Below are 17,920 nucleotides of genomic sequence, written 5' to 3'. Positions count from 1 at the left end.
CTGAAACAGTATCAAGGGGGAAACATTATGTACTTGACGCCTCAGCATATCTTGCTCGCCGGCGCGACCGGCCTGACTGGCGAGCACTTGCTCGACCGCCTGCTCAACGAACCCACGGTAACCCGCGTACTGGCGCCCAGCCGGCGCCCCTTGAGCGAACATCCGCGCCTGGAAAACCCGGTCGGCGACCCGGCGGTACTCCTGCCGCAGCTCAGCGGCCGGGTGGACCTGGCGTTCTGCTGCCTGGGCACCACGATCAAGAAAGCCGGCTCCGAACAGGCGTTCCGCGCCGTCGACCTGGACCTGGTGGTAGCCTTCGGCAAACGCGCGCGGGAGATGGGTGCGCGGCACCTGGTGGTGATCAGCGCCCTAGGCGCGGACGCGAAATCCTCGATTTTCTATAACCGGGTCAAAGGCGAAATGGAACAGGCGCTGAAGGCCCAGGACTGGCCGCAACTGACTATTTGCCGGCCGTCGCTGCTGCTGGGCGAACGCATCGAACCGCGTCTCGCCGAACAGCTGGCCGGCCCGCTCTCCAAGCTGATTCCCGGCAAATACCACGGCATCGAAGCCTGCCATCTGGCCCGGGCCATGTGGCGCCTGGCGCTGGAAGAGCAGGATGGCGTGCGGATCGTCGAGTCCGACGAGTTGCGCAAGCTGGGCAAATAAACGCCATGGATCGCGCCTGTAGCCGCTGCCGCAGGCTGCGATCGACTGCGCAGCAGGCGCAATCCTGACGACGCGATTTGCCGCACCACAGCGCCGCCCGCCTCTACGGCCGCTACGCGACCGATCGCAGCCTTCGGCAGCGGCTAGAAGGTGGTTACAACCCGCCTGTAGCCTGGAAACCAACCCCCAATACCGTCAGCACCGACAGCGGCAACAGCAGCGTGTCGAGCAAGGCGCTGGCCGGCAGATCGACCCCCGGATAGCTCGGTGCTTCGGCACCGAAGCGATCCATCGGGCAACAGCCGCCCTGCATCACATACAGATCCAGGCGCGTCCCGGAATACACCACCGGAGCTCCCGGCTTGGCTGCGTTCAGCGTGCGTGCCGTGGCGCAGCCGCCCAGTTGCAGGGCGACCAGCAGGACCAGCAGCGACTTACTCATCGCTGCTCAGATGATGCTCGCCCCAACGCGGCAGCATGTCCTGCGGGATATTCAACAGGTTGAGAATCCGCGCCACGACAAAATCCACCAGGTCGTCGATGGTCTGCGGCTGGTGATAGAAACCCGGAGACGCCGGCAGAATGGTCACGCCCATGTTCGACAGCTTGAGCATGTTTTCCAGGTGGATGCTCGAGTAAGGCGCCTCGCGCGGTACCAGGATCAGCTGGCGGCGTTCCTTCAGGGTGACGTCCGCCGCCCGCTCGATCAGGTTGTTGCATGCACCCGTGGCGATAGCCGACAAGGTACCGGTGGAGCAAGGCACCACCACCATCGCCGCCGGCGAACCGGAGCCCGAGGCCACCGGCGACATCCAGTCTTCCTTGCCATACACACGGATCTGCCCGGCTGCCGCACCGGTGTACTCGGTGAGGAAGGCCTGCATGGTCTGCGGCTTGGACGGCAGGGTCACATCGGTCTCGGTCGCCATCACCAACTGCGCGGCCTTGGAGATCAGGAAGTGCACTTCACGATCTTCGCGCACCAGGCAATCGAGCAGGCGCAGGCCGTACTGGGCGCCCGAGGCGCCGGTCATCGCCAGGGTAATGCGTTCCGGGCCGTTGTTCATCGCAGTGCCTCGGCCAGCTTGCCGTGCAGGCCGCCGAAGCCGCCGTTGCTCATGATCACCACGTGGGTGCCCGGCTTGGCCTGGCTCTTCACCCGCTCGATGATGCCTTCCAGGGAGTCGCTGACAATCGACGGCACGCTGCACAGCGCAGCGGTGGCGCCCAGGTCCCAGCCGAGGTTGGCCGGCGCGTACCAGACCACCTGATCGGCCTGGTTGACGCTTTCCGGCAGCCCGTCACGGTGGGCGCCGAGCTTCATGGAGTTGGAGCGCGGCTCGATGATCGCGATCAATGGCGCATCGCCGATGCGCTTGCGCAGGCCGTCCAGGGTAGTGGCGATGGCGGTCGGGTGGTGAGCGAAGTCGTCGTAGATGGTGATGCCATGAACTTCAGCCACCTTCTCCATCCGCCGCTTGACGCTCTTGAACGCGCTCAGCGCAGCGATGCCCATGGACGGCACCACGCCGACATGGCGCGCCGCGGCCAGGGTGGCCAGGGCGTTGGCGACGTTGTGTTGGCCGGTCAGGTCCCACTCGACCACGCCTTGGGCCTCACCTTCGAACATTACTTCGAACTTCGAGCCGTCTTCGCTGAGCAGCTTGACCTGCCATTGGCCGCCCGCGCCGGTGGTTTGCACCGGGGTCCAGCAGCCCATGTCGATCACCCGTTGCAGGGCCGGCTCGGTAGTCGGGTGGATGACCAGGCCTTCGCTCGGGATAGTCCGCACCAAGTGGTGGAACTGCCGTTCGATCGCCGGCAGATCGGGAAAGATGTCCGCGTGATCGAACTCGAGATTGTTCAGGATCGCCGTGCGCGGACGGTAGTGCACGAACTTCGAGCGCTTGTCGAAGAAGGCGCTGTCGTATTCATCGGCTTCGATTACGAAGAACGGCGTGTCGCCCAGGCGGGCCGATACCGAGAAGTTCTGCGGCACGCCACCGATCAGGAAGCCCGGGCTCATGCCCGCATGCTCCAGCACCCAGGCCAGCATGCTGCTGGTGGTGGTCTTGCCGTGCGTGCCAGCCACCGCCAGCACCCAACGGCCTTGCAGCACATGGTCGGCCAGCCATTGCGGGCCGGAAACATAGGGCAGGCCCTTGTTCAGCACATATTCCACCGCCGGGTTGCCGCGGGACATGGCATTGCCGATCACCACCAGGTCCGGCGCCGGGTCAAGCTGGGCCGGGTCGTAGCCCTGGGTCAACTCGATGCCCTGGGCTTCGAGCTGGGTGCTCATGGGCGGGTAGACGTTGGCATCGGAGCCGGTGACATGATGGCCCAGCTCTTTGGCCAGAACCGCCATCGAGCCCATGAAGGTGCCGCAAATACCGAGAATATGAATGTGCATAGTCGACCTCGTAAAACATCGAGGCAGGTTAGCGTAGAGGGCTGCAAATCGCACTCTTTAGCTGATGGGGGAACACGCGGTTGTCACTGCCGGAGGCTGTGACGAGTTCTGTGGGGCTTCTGCCGGGGAATCGCCCGAACACGGTTGGAGCCTTGGGCCGCGGTTACCGATGTATCGGCGGCTGCGCCGCGATGAACGCTGACGCGGTCTCATGTCCTAGCGCGCGATCCCATGCTTGCGCAGCTTTCTATAGAGGGTGTTACGGCTCACCCCCAACTGCTCGGCGGTGTGGGTCATATGCCAGCGCTGTTGTTCCAGGGCATTGAGCAAGGCCAGGCGTTCGGCATCGTCCAACGGGTATCCGCCCGCCTCCTCGGCAGCTGCCGGCATTGGCGCCGGGCGGCCCTGGCGAATCATCGCCGGCACATCCTCCAGGCCGATGCGTCCGTCGTCGCAGAGCGCCGCCAGGGTGCGCAATACGTTGCGCAGTTGCCGCACGTTGCCTGGCCAGTGGAAGTCCAGCAGGGCCTGGCGCGCCGGGCCGTCGAGCGAGACCTGCTGATCGCCGGCTTCCTGCGCCAGGAGAAAATCCAGCAACTGGGATTTGTCACTGCGCTCGCGCAGCGCCGGCAAGCTGATTTCCAGGCCGTTGAGGCGGTAATACAAGTCCTCGCGGAAGCTGCCATCCCGCACCCGCTCCAGCAGGTCCCGGTGAGTGGCGCTGATGATGCGCACGTTGACCGCCTGCGGCTCGCCGCCGATAGGCACCACCATGCGGTCCTCCAGCACCCGCAACAGGCGGGTCTGCAAGGCCAGCGGCATATCGCCGATTTCATCGAGGAACAACGTGCCGCCATCGGCCTGCTGCAACTTGCCGCGCATGCCTTCCTTGCGTGCCCCGGTGAAGGTGCCGCCGCGATAACCGAACAGCTCGCTTTCGATCAGGCTTTCGGGAATTGCCGCGCAGTTCAAGGCAACGAAGGCTTTCTCCGCCCGCTGGCTGGCATGGTGCACCGCCTTGGCGAACGCCTCCTTGCCGGAGCCGGTTTCGCCGTTGATCAGCAACGGCACATCGCGCTCGAACACCCGCAAGGATTTGCGGAAGTCGTCTTGCAGGGCCGCATCGCCCAGGCAGATCTCGGGCAGACGCGGACGCTCCAGCACCGTCCTCGGCGGCAGCGGTTTCGGTACGCTGCGCGGCTGGCCACGCAACACCGCGAACAGGTGCCGCCCATCACGGGTGCGCAGCGGCCAGCTGGCGCTGGCATTGACACTGGCGCGACCCAGCAACTCGTCCAGCGAGCAGTCGAAAAAGGCTTCCACCGGTTTGCCCAGCAAGCCACCGCGAACATGCCCCAGCAGGTTCAAGGCGCTCTGGTTCACCGCGCTGATCCGCCCTTCCCCGTCGAATGCCAGCAAGCCTTCGCTGAACAAGCCGACGGACTCGGCCTGCAGGTGAAAACGCAGCAACCATTGATTGTCGAAATAGCGCAGGAAATAGCAGCTCTCGATCATCTTCGCCGAGAGATTGACCAGGGCCATGGTGTGGAACTGGCTCTGGCGCGACACATCCGGGCGCGCCGAGGAAACGTCGAGCACCGCCAGCAGTTCACCGTGAGGGTCGAACACCGGGCTGGCCGAGCAAGTCAGGCCGGTATGACGGCCACGGAAATGTTCGTCCTGGTGGATGGTCAGGGACTGGCGCTCCACCAGGCAGGTGCCGATGCCGTTGGTGCCCTCGCAGGCCTCGCTCCAGTCGGCACCGAGCCAGAGCCCGGCGCGTTCGAAAATCTTGCGCTCGGCGGGCGCGGTGACGCAGTTGAGGATCACTCCCCGGGCGTCGGTCAAGAGCACCGCATGGCCGGCGCCGGACAGCTGCTGGTGCAGGCTGGTCATCTCGTTGCCGGCGATCTGCAGCACCTGCTGCAGGCGTTCGCGGCTTTCCAGCAGGCGGCCGTGCTCGAGCACGGTGGGCGCCATGCTCAGGGCCGGGTCGAGGTGATAGTCCTCCAGGCAACGCAGCCAGGAGCGGGCGATGGAAGGGTCGCTGCCGGGCCCCTGCAGATGGGCCTTGCCTTGGGTCACGGTCAGCACTTGCTGGGCGTGCCGGGTGAGGTGATTGCTGTGCATTTCTTATTGTTCTCCTGCTGCGCTGACTGCTCAGAAGGCACCCACCTGTAGCCGCTGCCGCAGGCTGCGCCAAGCCCCGCAGGGGCTTCCGCGATCTGAAGAGCAGCGCCCGCTTCGCGGTCGTTCGCAGCCTGCGGCAGCGGCTACAGAAGAGTTCTTCAGATCCTCGCGGCCCACCAGCATCCTCCAGCCATGGACGCATTGCAATGTTGCTTCGACCAATGAGTCACGAGCTGTGCCACAAGCGGTACAAAGTGTCACCCGACCTGTGCCACAACTGCCACATACGCCCGGCACGCAGCCGCTGAAACATTCGCAAACCCTTGATTTTCCTGGCCTGCAACGCAGTGGCCCGGGCTTTGCTCTACGCTTTTACAAGCGCAACAGCGCGTCCTCCCCTATAAGCACAAAAGCCAGGAGATACCCACCATGCGTTATGCACACCCCGGTACTGAAGGCGCTATCGTTTCGTTCAAGAGCAAATACGGTAACTACATCGGCGGCGAATTCGTCGCGCCTGTCAAAGGTCAGTACTTCACCAATACCTCGCCGGTAAACGGCCAACCGATCGCCGAGTTCCCGCGCTCCACCGCCGAAGACATCGAGAAAGCCCTGGACGCCGCCCATGCCGCCGCCGATGCCTGGGGTGCCACCTCGGCACAGGCCCGCTCGCTGATCCTGCTGAAAATCGCCGACCGCATCGAGCAGAACCTCGAACTGCTGGCCATCACCGAAACCTGGGACAACGGCAAGGCCGTGCGGGAAACCCTCAACGCCGACATCCCGCTGGCCGCCGACCACTTCCGCTACTTCGCTGGCTGCCTGCGGGCCCAGGAAGGCAGCGCCGCGGAAATCGACGGCAACACCGTGGCCTATCACATTCACGAACCACTGGGCGTGGTCGGGCAGATCATCCCGTGGAACTTCCCGCTGTTGATGGCCGCCTGGAAACTCGCCCCGGCCCTGGCCGCCGGTAACTGCGTGGTACTCAAGCCGGCCGAGCAGACGCCGCTGGGCATCTGCGTGCTGATGGAGCTGATCGGCGACCTGCTGCCGCCGGGCGTGCTCAACGTGGTGCAAGGCTTCGGCAAAGAAGCCGGCGAAGCCCTGGCCACCAGCAAGCGCATCGCCAAGATCGCCTTCACCGGTTCGACGCCGGTGGGCTCGCACATCATGAAATGCGCCGCCGAGAACATCATCCCGTCCACCGTGGAACTGGGCGGCAAGTCGCCGAACATCTTCTTCGCCGACATCATGCAGGCCGAACCGAGCTTCATCGAAAAGGCCGCCGAAGGCCTGGTGCTGGCGTTCTTCAACCAGGGCGAAGTCTGCACCTGCCCGTCGCGCGCCCTGGTGGAAGAGTCGATCTACGACGAGTTCATGCAAGTGGTGATGAAAAAGGTCGAGCAGATCAAGCGCGGCGACCCGCTGGACACCGACACCATGGTCGGCGCCCAGGCGTCCGAGCAGCAGTTCGACAAGATCCTCTCGTACCTGGAAATCGCCAAGGGCGAAGGCGCGCAGCTGCTGACCGGCGGCAAGGTGGAAAAACTCGAGGGCAACCTGGCCAGCGGTTATTACATCCAGCCGACCCTGCTCAAGGGCCACAACAAGATGCGCGTGTTCCAGGAAGAAATCTTCGGCCCGGTGGTGAGCATCACCACCTTCAAGGACGAAGCCGAAGCCCTGGCGATTGCCAACGACACCGAGTTCGGCCTTGGCGCCGGCCTCTGGACCCGCGACATCAACCGCGCCTACCGCATGGGCCGGGCGATCAAGGCCGGTCGTGTGTGGACCAACTGCTACCACCTGTACCCCGCCCACGCGGCGTTCGGCGGTTACAAGAAGTCCGGCGTCGGCCGTGAAACCCACAAGATGATGCTCGACCACTACCAGCAGACCAAAAACCTGCTGGTGAGCTACGACATCAACCCGCTGGGCTTCTTCTAAAGCCAGCAAAGCCAGGGACAAGGGTGAAGCCGCCAACGCGGCTTCACCCTTGGGGGCCGCTCGCGCAAGCTCGCGATGACGACCTCAAGGCAAAACGCACCATCGCCTTGCAACACCGATCCGGTCTGCCGACCGGGCACAACAATAAGAACAGGTGAACCCTTATGCCTAGCGAACATACCGGCGTGCAGCCGGCTGGCTCTTCGGTCGACTTTGAAAAAGTCGGCTCCGACTACTTCCAACAACGCGAACTGAAAAAAGGCGCGGCAGGCTGGGTCCTGCTGGTGGGCCTGGGCGTGGCCTACGTCATCTCCGGCGACTACGCCGGCTGGAACTTCGGCCTGGCCCAGGGCGGCTGGGGCGGCATGTTCCTCGCCACCCTGCTGATGGCCACCATGTACCTGTGCATGTGCTTTTCCCTGGCCGAGCTGTCCTCGATGATCCCCACCGCCGGCGGCGGCTACGGTTTTGCCCGCAGTGCCTTCGGCCCCTGGGGCGGTTTTCTCACCGGCACCGCGATCCTTATCGAATACGCCATCGCCCCGGCGGCGATCGCGGTGTTTATCGGCGCCTATTGCCAGTCGCTGTTCGGCATCGGCGGCTGGATGATCTACCTGGCGTTCTACATCGTGTTCATCGCCATCCACATCTTCGGGGTCGGCGAGGCGCTGAAGCTGATGTTCATCATCACCGCCGTGGCCGCCCTGGCCCTGGGTGTATTCCTGGTGGCGATGGTGCCGCACTTCTCGGTGGCCAACCTGCTGGACATCCCGGTCACCGAGGCCGTGGGCGCCAGCAGCTTCCTGCCGTTCGGTTATGTCGGTGTGTGGGCGGCGATTCCCTACGCCATCTGGTTCTTCCTGGCGGTCGAAGGCGTCCCGCTGGCCGCGGAAGAAACCAAGAACCCCAAGCGCGACCTGCCGCGCGGCCTGATCGGCGCCATGCTGGTGCTGCTGAGCTTCGCCCTGCTGATCCTGGTGATCGGCCCCGGCGGCGCGGGGGCCAACGCCCTGCTGACCTCGGGCAACCCGCTGGTGGAAGCCCTGGCCAAGGCCTACGGCGGTTCGACCTGGATGGGCAGCTTCGTCAACCTGGTGGGCCTGGCCGGCCTGATCGCCAGCTTCTTCTCGATCATCTACGCCTACTCGCGGCAGATTTTCGCCCTGTCCCGCGCGGGTTACCTGCCGCGCAAGCTGTCGGAAACCAACAAGAGCAAGGCGCCGGTCCTGGCGCTGGTGATCCCCGGCATCATCGGTTTCGGCCTGTCGCTGACCGGCCAGGGCGACCTGCTGATCCTGGTGGCGGTGTTCGGCGCGACCATCTCCTACGTACTGATGATGGCCGCGCACATCACCCTGCGCATCCGCCGCCCCAAAATGGATCGTCCGTACCGCACCCCGGGCGGCATCTTCACCTCCGGCGTGGCCCTGGTACTGGCCTGCATCGCCGTGGTCGCGGGCTTCCTGGTGGATCCGCGGGTGGTCATTGGCGCCGCGATCATCTATGGAGTATTAATTGCTTACTTTGCTTTCTACAGTCGGCATCACTTGGTAGCAGGCACGCCCGAAGAAGAATTCGCGGCCATTCAGAAAGCTGAAGAAGCCTTGCACTAACCGCCGAAAACCTCGACGCAGGGGCCACGTCCCTGCGTCGTCACGGAGAACCTGTATGGCAAGTTTCGCCCACACAATCGGCGCCCAGACTTACCGCTTCGACAGCCTCAAGGAGGTCATGGCCAAGGCCAGCCCGGCGCGTTCCGGGGACTTCCTGGCCGGCGTCGCCGCCCTCAACGACGGCGAGCGGGTCGCCGCGCAAATGACCCTGGCGGACATTCCGCTCAAGCACTTCCTCGAAGAGGCGCTGATCCCCTACGAAACCGATGAAGTCACCCGGTTGATCATCGACACCCACGACAAGGCCGCCTTCGCCACCGTCAGCCACCTCACGGTCGGCGGCTTTCGCGACTGGCTGCTCAGCGACGCCGCCGACGAACAGAGCCTGCGCGCCCTGGCGCCGGGGCTGACCCCGGAAATGGCCGCTGCCGTGTCGAAGATCATGCGTGTCCAGGACCTGGTGCTGGTGGCGCAAAAGATCCGTGTGGTCACCCGGTTCCGCGGCACCCTGGGCCTGCGCGGGCGGCTGTCGACCCGCCTGCAGCCCAACCACCCGACCGACGAACCGGCGGGTATCGCCGCGAGCATTCTCGACGGCCTGCTCTATGGCAACGGCGACGCCATGATCGGCATCAACCCGGCCACCGACAGCATCGCCTCGATCTGCGCCCTGCTGGAAATGCTCGACGCCATCATCCAGCGTTATGAAATTCCCACCCAGGCCTGCGTGCTGACCCACGTCACCACCTCCATCGAGGCGATCAACCGTGGCGTGCCGCTGGACCTGGTGTTCCAGTCGATCGCCGGCACCGAGGCGGCCAACGCCAGCTTCGGCATCAACCTCAATGTGTTGCAGGAAGGCTACGAGGCCGGCCTGAGCCTCAAGCGCGGCACCCTGGGGCAGAACCTGATGTATTTCGAGACAGGCCAGGGCAGCGCGCTGTCGGCCAACGCCCACTTCGGCGTCGACCAGCAGACCTGCGAAACCCGCGCCTATGCCGTGGCCCGGCACTTCAAGCCGTTCCTGGTGAATACCGTGGTCGGCTTCATCGGCCCGGAGTACCTGTACAACGGCAAGCAGATCATCCGCGCCGGCCTGGAAGACCACTTCTGCGGCAAGCTGCTGGGCGTGCCCATGGGGTGCGACATCTGCTACACCAACCACGCCGAAGCCGACCAGGATGACATGGACACCCTGCTGACCCTGCTGGGCGTGGCCGGGATCAACTTCATCATGGGCATCCCCGGTTCCGACGACATCATGCTCAACTACCAGACCACCTCCTTTCACGACGCGCTCTACGCCCGCCAGACCCTGGGCCTGAAACCGGCGCCGGAGTTCGAGCAGTGGCTGGCGAAAACCGGCATCTTCACCCAGCCCGACGGCAAGGTGCAGTTCGGCCACAACCTGCCGCCGGCCTTCCGCCAGGCGCTGGCACAGCTTCAGTAAGGACAGGCTCATGGACAAACATCCGACCGACAGCCAGAACCCCTGGCTGGATCTGCGCCGCCTGACCCCGGCGCGCATCGCCCTGGGCCGCACCGGCACCAGCCTGCCCACCGGCGCCCAGCTGGACTTCCAGTTCGCCCACGCCCAGGCCCGCGATGCGGTACACCTGCCCTTCGACCATGCCGGGTTGAGCAGCCAACTGGCCGAACTCGGCCGCGACAGCCTGCTGCTGCACAGCGCCGCCAGCGATCGCCACAGCTACCTGCAACGCCCGGACCTGGGGCGCAAGCTCAGCGACGAGTCGGCCCAGGCCCTGCGCGATCACGCATCCGCCAATCCGGGCGGGGTAGATCTGGCGGTGGTGGTGGCGGACGGCTTGTCGGCGCTGGCGGTGCATCGGCATACCCTGCCGTTTCTCGCCCGTTTTGAAGAACAGACCGCGGCCGAAGGCTGGTCGCTGTCGCCGGTCATCCTCGTGGAACAAGGCCGGGTGGCGGTGGCCGACGAAATCGGCGAGCTGCTCGGGGCAAAAATGACCGTGATCCTGATCGGCGAACGCCCGGGCCTCAGCTCACCGGACAGCCTGGGGCTGTATTTCACCTACAACCCGAAGGTCGGGCTCACCGATGCCTATCGCAACTGCATTTCCAACGTGCGCCTGGAGGGCCTGAGCTACGGCATGGCAGCCCACCGCTTGCTGTACCTGATGCGCGAGGCCTGCAGGCGGCAGCTCTCGGGGGTCAACCTGAAAGACGAGGCCCAGGTGAACACCCTGGACAGCGACGCGCCCGACACCACCAAGGGCAATTTCCTGCTGGGGCCTGCAAAACCATGACTTTTCGAGACGATTGCGCTTTTTCCAGGCTTTAGGCAGCATCGAAACACGGCTGCCCGAGTAATGAACCGTTTGCCGTCGTATCCATTCGAAGTTGAGGACAACTCATGCGGATTACTCAAGCAACCCTCGAACACCTGGATCTGTTGACCCCCCTGTTCGTCAAATACCGCGAGTTCTATGGCGCCCTGCCTTTTCCGGACTCGTCCCGAGCCTTCCTGGAAAAGCGCCTGCGCCGCAAGGAGTCGGTGATCTACCTGGCCCTGCCCGACGATGACGACAAGAAACTCCTCGGTTTCTGTCAGCTCTACCCCAGCTTTTCCTCCCTGTCCCTGAAGCGCGTGTGGATCCTCAACGACATCTACGTCGCCGAAGATGCCCGTCGCCAACTGGTGGCCGACAACCTGATCCGCACCGCGAAGAAAATGGCCAAGGACACCCAGGCCGTACGCATGCGTGTCTCCACCAGCAGTGATAACGAAGTGGCACAGAAAACCTATGAATCCATCGGTTTTCGCGAAGATACCCAGTTCAAGAACTACATATTGCCGATCAGCGACGACTAAGCCCCCTCTGCAACCGCCCGATCACGACCTTCGACAGTGCCTGGGAAGACGCTGCCGAAGGCCACGATCTTTCGCCTCTGGCCAGCCAGCGCCGTCAATACATTCCTCGCTACAAACTCAACGCCCATTTCACCTATCAGGTCTTATAATGCCGACCTTTTCGGGGCGTAAGATGAATCTGCGCCAGCTGTAAGTTTTTTGCCCCAGTCATCGCACAGGCCCGCAGAGTCGGGCCGTCACCACAGGTGCCCCAATGGATTTCAACCCGATCGACCTCATCCTCCATCTCGACGTTTACCTCGACATGTTGGTGACCAACTACGGGCCATGGATCTACGCCATCCTGTTCCTGGTGATTTTCTGCGAGACCGGCCTGGTGGTGACGCCGTTCCTGCCTGGCGACTCCCTGCTGTTCATCGCCGGCGCGGTCGCCGCCGGTGGCGCCATGGACCCGGTACTGCTCGGCGGCCTGCTGATGCTGGCGGCTATCCTCGGCGACAGCACCAACTACATCATCGGGCGAACGGTGGGCGAACGACTGTTCAGCAACCCGAACTCGAAGATCTTCCGCCGCGACTATCTGCAAAAGACCCACGATTTCTATGACCGTCACGGCGGCAAAACCGTGACCCTGGCGCGTTTCCTGCCGATCATCCGCACCTTCGCCCCCTTCGTCGCCGGCGTGGCCAAGATGCCGTACCCGCGCTTCTTCGCCTTCAGCGTGGTCGGCACCATCCTGTGGGTCGGCGGCCTGGTGACCCTGGGCTACTTCTTCGGCAACGTGCCGTTCATCAAGAAAAACCTGTCGCTGCTGGTGGTGGGCATCATCCTGCTGTCGCTGGTGCCGATGATCATCGGCGTGGTGCGCAGCCGCCTGGGCCGCTCGGCGGCAAAGGCTGAAAGCCACTGATCGCTATGTGGCCCCTCAGTACCTGGCGCCGCCGGCGTCGGCTGGCCAAGCACCCGGTTGCCGATGAAATGTGGCAACGGGTGCGCCAGCACCTGCCCTTTCTCGACGGCCTGAGCGATGCCGAGGATCAGTGGCTACGGGAAACCAGCGTCCTGTTTCTCGACGACAAGCACCTGAGCGCCCTGCCCGGGGTCGAGCTGCACCAGTTCGAACGCCTGCTGCTGGCCGCCCAGGCCCAGTTGCCGCTGTTGCACCTGGGGGATTTGAACTGGTACCAGGGCTTCCACGAAATCGTCCTCTACCCCGACGACTTCCTCAGCCCCCAGCGCCATCGCGATGCCAGTGGCGTCGAACATGAATGGGACGGCGAGCACAGCGGCGAAGCCTGGCAACAGGGCCCGATCATCCTGGCCTGGCCCGGCGTGCTCGCCAGCGGCGGCTGGGAAGCCTACAACCTGGTGATCCACGAGCTGGCGCACAAGCTGGACATGCTCAACGGCGACGCCAACGGCCTGCCGCCGCTGCACAGCGACATGCGCATCAGTGACTGGGCACAGGTGATGCAGGCGGCCTACGACGACCTCAATCGCCAGCTCGACCACAACCCGGACGCCGAAACCGCCATCGACCCTTACGCCGCGGAAAACCCCGCGGAATTCTTCGCCGTCACCAGCGAATACTTTTTCAGCGCCCCGGATCTGCTGCACGAGGCCTATCCGAAGGTCTACCAGCAACTGCAGCTGTTTTACCGGCAGAATCCCCTGGCCCGGCTCCAGCAATTGCAGGCCAGCGACCCGCACTACCAGCAACACTGAGGCGTCCTGCCGGAACGCGCCCGCTGGCGAAATAATCATCGATCCTGACGGGTGTCTCTGAACTAAACAGGCTGCGGCGACTCTTCTTTTCGCAAGCAATCGAGCGTCGACCGACGGCTCCTGCACAGGGTTCGCGGCGTTTGGCCCAAGGCGTCCATACGTCCTTCGGTACGTGGCATAGCCCTTGGAATGTGCCTATAATCGCCGCCACTTTTTGGTCAATCCGGCCAAGACATTTTGGTCAACTAACGGGGGCATCGCCCAATGAGCTACAGCAAGATTCCGGCTGGCAAAGACCTGCCGAACGACATCTACGTCGCAATCGAGATTCCGGCCAACCACGCGCCGATCAAATACGAAATCGACAAAGACAGCGATTGCCTGTTCGTTGACCGTTTCATGGCCACCCCGATGTTCTACCCGGCCAACTACGGCTACATTCCAAACACCCTGGCCGACGACGGTGACCCCCTCGACGTGCTGGTCGTGACCCCTTACCCAGTGGCTCCAGGCTCGGTGATCCGCGCCCGTCCGGTCGGCATCCTGAACATGACCGACGACGGCGGCGGCGATGCCAAAGTCATCGCTGTACCACACGACAAGCTGTCCCAGCTGTATGTCGACGTGAAGGAATACACCGACCTGCCGCCGCTGCTGATTCAGCAGATCGAGCACTTCTTCGCGAACTACAAAGATCTCGAAAAAGGCAAATGGGTGAAGATCGAAGGCTGGGACGGCGCCGACGCCGCCCGTGACGCGATCCTGAAGTCGGTTGCCGCCTACAAAGGCTAAGCAGCAGCTGCAAGCTTCCAGCGCCAAGCTTCAAGAAAAAGCCCCGCTAACCCGGGGCTTTTTTATGCCTGTCGAATGCCCCTCCCCCGTAGGAGCGAGGCTTGTCTGCGATAACAGCCCCCAGAACAACAGCCCATTCCCCGCCAACAACGCCCTCCGATACAAAACGCCCTGCTTTTTGCCCTCGTCACAGGCTCCGGCTAACGCTTTGCGCTGGGAATTCTCTTCGAATATCAGTATGCTGCGCCCCACCTTTGCGCATCGACCTGTTCAACCGGTCAGATCCGCCCGACGCGGCAGATGATTTTCTCGCCAAGTCCCACAGCCAGCCGCAAGAGCTGGGTGTACGTTTTGCAGGCTGGTGCGGTTTACCAAAAATGAACCAAGCCAGTCCCCGAGAAGCCGGCCACAAGCCGGCTTTTTAATTGTCCGAAATAATCCTATCCCATCCAAGAATCTTCCTGATAGCTTAGCTATTCCGGGGGTTTCAGGCATTCCTCTGTCCGATGGTGTTCAACGCCATCTGACCTCATCCGACGATGAAGTGGGGGGACAGATGGGGGGACAAACGGACTACAGGGGAAATCCAATGGGTAAACTGAATCCGAAACAAATCGAAAACCTGACCGAACCTGGCACCTATGAAGATGGTGATGGCCTACGGTTGGAAGTCAAACCTAGCGGAAGTAAATCCTGGACACTTCGCTTCCAACTGGCAGGTCGCCGTAGAGAGATGGGCTTGGGCTCATTCCCTGAAGTGAGCCTCAAGAAGGCCAGGCAAGATGCCAGTGCTAAACGCAGCCAACTGAGTGATGGCATCGATCCCTTGGCAGCCAGAGACATAGAGCGAGCAGCTCAACGGGAAGCCCAGCGTGCAAGCGAAGCCAAGCAACTGAAGTTCGAGACGCTCGCAACGGAATACCGTGATGCTCATGGCGCGGCGTGGTCGGAGAAGTGGCGTAAAGGTTGGCTGCGAAAGCTGGAGCTGTATGCGTTTGATCACATAGGCAAGCTGTCAGCCGAAGACATCGGTACTCCCGAAGTGCTCAAGGTGTTACAACCCATTTGGGCCACCAAGACCAGAACCGCTGACGAGGTACGCGGCCAGATTGAGCAAGTTCTGGATGCAGCCAAAGCACGCAACCTCCGACAGGGTGAGAACCCTGCTCGCTGGCGCGGGCACTTAGACAACCTGCTGAGCCGTTCTGAAAAGAGGAAGGCTCGGAAGCGTGAGCACTTTGAAGCCTTGCGCTGGCAGGAAGTGCCTGAGTTGATGTTAAAGCTCAGGACAAACTCGACACCTCCGTCTCAGGCCGCTCAACTGTTGATCATGACCAGCGCACGCGCCCACATGGTCAGGTTCGCTCGCTGGGATGAGTTTGATCTAAAAGCTGGGACTTGGTCGCTGCCAGGTGAGCGAATGAAGATGCGGGTAGCTTTCGTAATTCCGCTTGCCGAGGAAGTCGTAAAACTGGTGAAGAGCATTCCACGGGATGAGGGAAGCGCCTTTCTATTTCCAGGCCAGGGCAAGACAGGAGTCATGCACGCAAACGCAGTACGGACGCTCCTGCATGGCATGGGGTACGAACACATCACCCGACACGGCTTTCGATCCTCATTTAGAGACTGGGCCGGCGAATGCACTCACTACCCACGGGAGGTTTGCGAGATGGCTCTGGCGCATGATGAACGTGACCAAACTGAAGGGGCGTACTCTCGCTCAGATTTTCTAGACAAACGCAGAGCATTGATGACCGACTGGGCAAGCTTTATGGGAAGCAAAACCAGCGGCAGAGCGGAATAACAAACTTTAGCAAACAGCAATTAAAACTAACTATGCGGTCAAAAAAACCAGGACTTGAGATGCCTACCATTGACAAAAAAGTAGCCGCGCCGAAGCCTAAAAAGAATGAAACAACGGGGCTAGGCGTAACTGAAGAATTTTATCAAGCACTAGCCCACCGAACTCCACGAGACGCAATTGAAAAGAATTTCCAGTTACTTGATGAGAGTACTAAGCTCATCGACAAGAAAACCAATTTCAACCGACTCAAAAAAGAAATAGAAAATGACATAAGAATAAATCCCGAGTTCACCAACAAGATCGAAGTTCTTTGGGTAAAACATACGTTAGGGCTCGCGAGAAATTCTTATGAGTACTTTTATTACGCCTCGCTTACGCTGACCATAATGGCGACCCTAGCGGTGGAAGAGGGAGAAACGGAAAAGGCTTGGTCTTACGTTGCCGAGGCCTTATTTCTAAGCGGGACACTCGCAGAAAAAGAGATGGCTACAATCCGACAAGAAAAAAATCAATCAAAGAAAACAAGCAACTCAACTGGCGGAATAAAAGCAGCTAAACGTTATGACGCTGTAAAGCTGCTAATCAAGAAACTTTTAACGGCCAAACGATCAACGAGCAACTGGATTACAGCAACAGATGCCGCTAACTCCATCATGAAAGAGCTTCGATCAAATAAAGAGTTCATCCTTTCAGGGGACAATGCTGGAAAAACCATAAGAAAGTGGATTATCCATGATGATATATTCAAAGAGTTTGGATTTAAATCTTGATCTTCACCTCATAAAAAACAACTCAAGCCAGTGCTAGGCTTGAGTTGTTTTTTATGAGGCTTGAACCAGTGACCTGGGCCTTCCCATCTTCTTAGCTGGTATTTTAGGCGCTAATCCCTTACCGAGTGCTCGAGATTTTCCCGGGAGAACCATTCGCAAATAATAGTCGGGCTTCGTTAAGTAAGAGGCAGCCAGCATTAAGTTTTCGCGCTTTTTTTGATCATGATGCTCTACAATTCCAATTCCGCAGTCTCTGTAAAGATATTTCTTACTATTACAATTAAAGTAAACACCATCACCGCTTGTAACCTCGCTGACCCAGATCTCTCCTGCCCGCTTGGCCCACATGACATCTTCCTGGACCTGAGAACCGTCGAAAAACAACATCAAATGGTAGTGATAAAATTTATCCAGGCCATACTCTAATTTCCAAACAAAACCGACCATCTTATCTTTTGCTAACTTATTTAAAGCCTTAAAAAACTCCACTCTATCTTTACTTACGTTCCTGTGCTCAACTTCTTTTTCGACGTCTATATCTGCTAGCGTCCTACTGTATCCGAGATCAAGACGAACAACCATAAGCCGCGAATAAACTGAGAACATCCCGTTTATATATCTTTTAACCTCAATAAAATTCTTATCCGCAACTCGACGGAAATTTCTTAATTTAGCCTTAAATCTCTCCACCTTACCTAAGCGCCTAAGCTCTTCAATAGCTGTATTTAGGGTAGCCACAGACAAGGTAAGGTTTGGTACAAGCTTACCCCTTAGCTCCCAAGCCAAGTTATTAAGCTCAAGCTTGTAGGCAACATCAAAGAAGATAGAAACATACGGATTAAATTCATAGTACGGAAAATTCCTGGACACCAACTTAAGTTCGGCCTGTAGAAGATTAATGAACTTAACTCCTAGCTCACTCATCTTCAATCTATGACCACCGAACCGACCAACCGTCACCACATAAAACAAAGGATTCTTAGTCGATATTATTTTTTTCAACACTTTTTCTATCGTGCAAATATAATCTGCAACATGCCACTCATCACCTAGCACACGAACAGCTAATTCTCCCCCACCCGCATTACTCCCCGCCGTCTTATAACAAGATGCAAATAGTGCCATTTCATTTTCTGAGTACATGGCCAACCCCATTCCTTCCGACTACTATCAAGATTAGTTTTATAGACGTATTTCTTTTAT

The 17,920-nt window shown here is 60.4% G+C and carries 16 protein-coding genes; 11 read left to right on the top strand and 5 right to left on the bottom strand.

All coding sequences use genetic code 11. From position 1 onward, the window contains the following. The first annotated feature begins 27 nt into the window (after window positions 1-27). On the top strand, window positions 28-669 hold the full coding sequence (locus BM019_RS23195) for an oxidoreductase (protein WP_009045797.1): 642 nt from the start codon (window positions 28-30) through the stop codon (window positions 667-669). A gap of 154 nt (window positions 670-823) precedes the next feature. On the opposite strand, the gene BM019_RS23190 is transcribed toward BM019_RS23195, so the two are convergent. From BM019_RS23190 to BM019_RS23175, 4 genes are all read right to left on the bottom strand, one after another. Further along, entirely contained in the window at window positions 824-1,111 is a 288-nt protein-coding gene (locus BM019_RS23190) for a YceK/YidQ family lipoprotein (protein ID WP_009045798.1), read from the bottom strand. Next, window positions 1,104-1,736 (bottom strand): flavin prenyltransferase UbiX, encoded by a 633-nt coding sequence (gene ubiX, locus BM019_RS23185; RefSeq protein ID WP_007927126.1) that lies wholly within the window; start codon window positions 1,734-1,736, stop codon window positions 1,104-1,106. The genes BM019_RS23190 and ubiX overlap by 8 nt, the downstream gene beginning before the upstream one ends. Beyond that, the gene (mpl, locus tag BM019_RS23180; RefSeq protein WP_092420621.1) at window positions 1,733-3,082 is read right to left on the bottom strand and encodes a UDP-N-acetylmuramate:L-alanyl-gamma-D-glutamyl-meso-diaminopimelate ligase; all 1,350 of its coding nucleotides are present in this window, start codon (window positions 3,080-3,082) and stop codon (window positions 1,733-1,735) included. The genes ubiX and mpl overlap by 4 nt, the downstream gene beginning before the upstream one ends. Window positions 3,083-3,298: 216 nt before the next feature. Continuing rightward, the gene (locus BM019_RS23175; RefSeq protein ID WP_092420618.1) at window positions 3,299-5,212 is read right to left on the bottom strand and encodes a sigma-54-dependent Fis family transcriptional regulator; all 1,914 of its coding nucleotides are present in this window, start codon (window positions 5,210-5,212) and stop codon (window positions 3,299-3,301) included. Between the two features lie 429 nt (window positions 5,213-5,641). Between BM019_RS23175 and BM019_RS23170 the strand changes: the two genes are divergently transcribed. From BM019_RS23170 to BM019_RS23125, 10 genes are all read left to right on the top strand, one after another. Continuing rightward, window positions 5,642-7,162, top strand: a complete 1,521-nt coding sequence (locus tag BM019_RS23170) for an acetaldehyde dehydrogenase ExaC (protein ID WP_009045801.1) — start codon at window positions 5,642-5,644, stop codon at window positions 7,160-7,162. 164 nt (window positions 7,163-7,326) lie between these two features. Beyond that, entirely contained in the window at window positions 7,327-8,775 is a 1,449-nt protein-coding gene (eat, locus tag BM019_RS23165) for an ethanolamine permease (RefSeq protein ID WP_009051053.1), read from the top strand. A 55-nt stretch (window positions 8,776-8,830) separates the two neighbouring features. Next, window positions 8,831-10,225: an ethanolamine ammonia-lyase subunit EutB gene (locus BM019_RS23160; protein WP_085534514.1), complete on the top strand. Its 1,395-nt coding sequence runs from the start codon at window positions 8,831-8,833 to the stop codon at window positions 10,223-10,225. Window positions 10,226-10,235: 10 nt separating this feature from the next. Continuing rightward, window positions 10,236-11,060 (top strand): ethanolamine ammonia-lyase subunit EutC, encoded by an 825-nt coding sequence (eutC, locus tag BM019_RS23155; RefSeq protein WP_092420615.1) that lies wholly within the window; start codon window positions 10,236-10,238, stop codon window positions 11,058-11,060. Between the two features lie 107 nt (window positions 11,061-11,167). Further along, window positions 11,168-11,626, top strand: coding sequence for a GNAT family N-acetyltransferase (locus BM019_RS23150; RefSeq protein WP_009045805.1), 459 nt, complete (start codon window positions 11,168-11,170; stop codon window positions 11,624-11,626). Window positions 11,627-11,879: 253 nt separating this feature from the next. Next, window positions 11,880-12,536 carry a DedA family protein gene (locus tag BM019_RS23145; RefSeq protein ID WP_092420613.1) on the top strand — a complete coding sequence of 219 codons (657 nt, stop codon included), beginning with the start codon at window positions 11,880-11,882 and terminating at the stop codon, window positions 12,534-12,536. A gap of 5 nt (window positions 12,537-12,541) precedes the next feature. Next, entirely contained in the window at window positions 12,542-13,351 is an 810-nt protein-coding gene (locus tag BM019_RS23140; RefSeq protein WP_087091878.1) for a M90 family metallopeptidase, read from the top strand. Window positions 13,352-13,615: 264 nt separating this feature from the next. Beyond that, entirely contained in the window at window positions 13,616-14,143 is a 528-nt protein-coding gene (ppa, locus tag BM019_RS23135) for an inorganic diphosphatase (RefSeq protein ID WP_009045807.1), read from the top strand. A 589-nt stretch (window positions 14,144-14,732) separates the two neighbouring features. Continuing rightward, window positions 14,733-15,947 carry a tyrosine-type recombinase/integrase gene (locus BM019_RS23130; protein ID WP_092420610.1) on the top strand — a complete coding sequence of 405 codons (1,215 nt, stop codon included), beginning with the start codon at window positions 14,733-14,735 and terminating at the stop codon, window positions 15,945-15,947. Window positions 15,948-16,006: 59 nt separating this feature from the next. Further along, window positions 16,007-16,717, top strand: a complete 711-nt coding sequence (locus tag BM019_RS23125; RefSeq protein ID WP_092420607.1) for a hypothetical protein — start codon at window positions 16,007-16,009, stop codon at window positions 16,715-16,717. Window positions 16,718-16,768: 51 nt separating this feature from the next. On the opposite strand, the gene BM019_RS23120 is transcribed toward BM019_RS23125, so the two are convergent. Then, window positions 16,769-17,860 carry a YagK/YfjJ domain-containing protein gene (locus tag BM019_RS23120; protein ID WP_175510716.1) on the bottom strand — a complete coding sequence of 364 codons (1,092 nt, stop codon included), beginning with the start codon at window positions 17,858-17,860 and terminating at the stop codon, window positions 16,769-16,771. Between the last annotated feature and the right edge of the window lie 60 nt (window positions 17,861-17,920).

Origin of the sequence: Pseudomonas sp. NFPP07, from assembly GCF_900115645.1 — a bacterium.
Lineage (GTDB): Bacteria > Pseudomonadota > Gammaproteobacteria > Pseudomonadales > Pseudomonadaceae > Aquipseudomonas > Aquipseudomonas chlororaphis.
The sequence above is the reverse complement of the archived record's forward strand: the minus strand, read 5'-3'. Positions and strand labels throughout refer to the sequence as shown.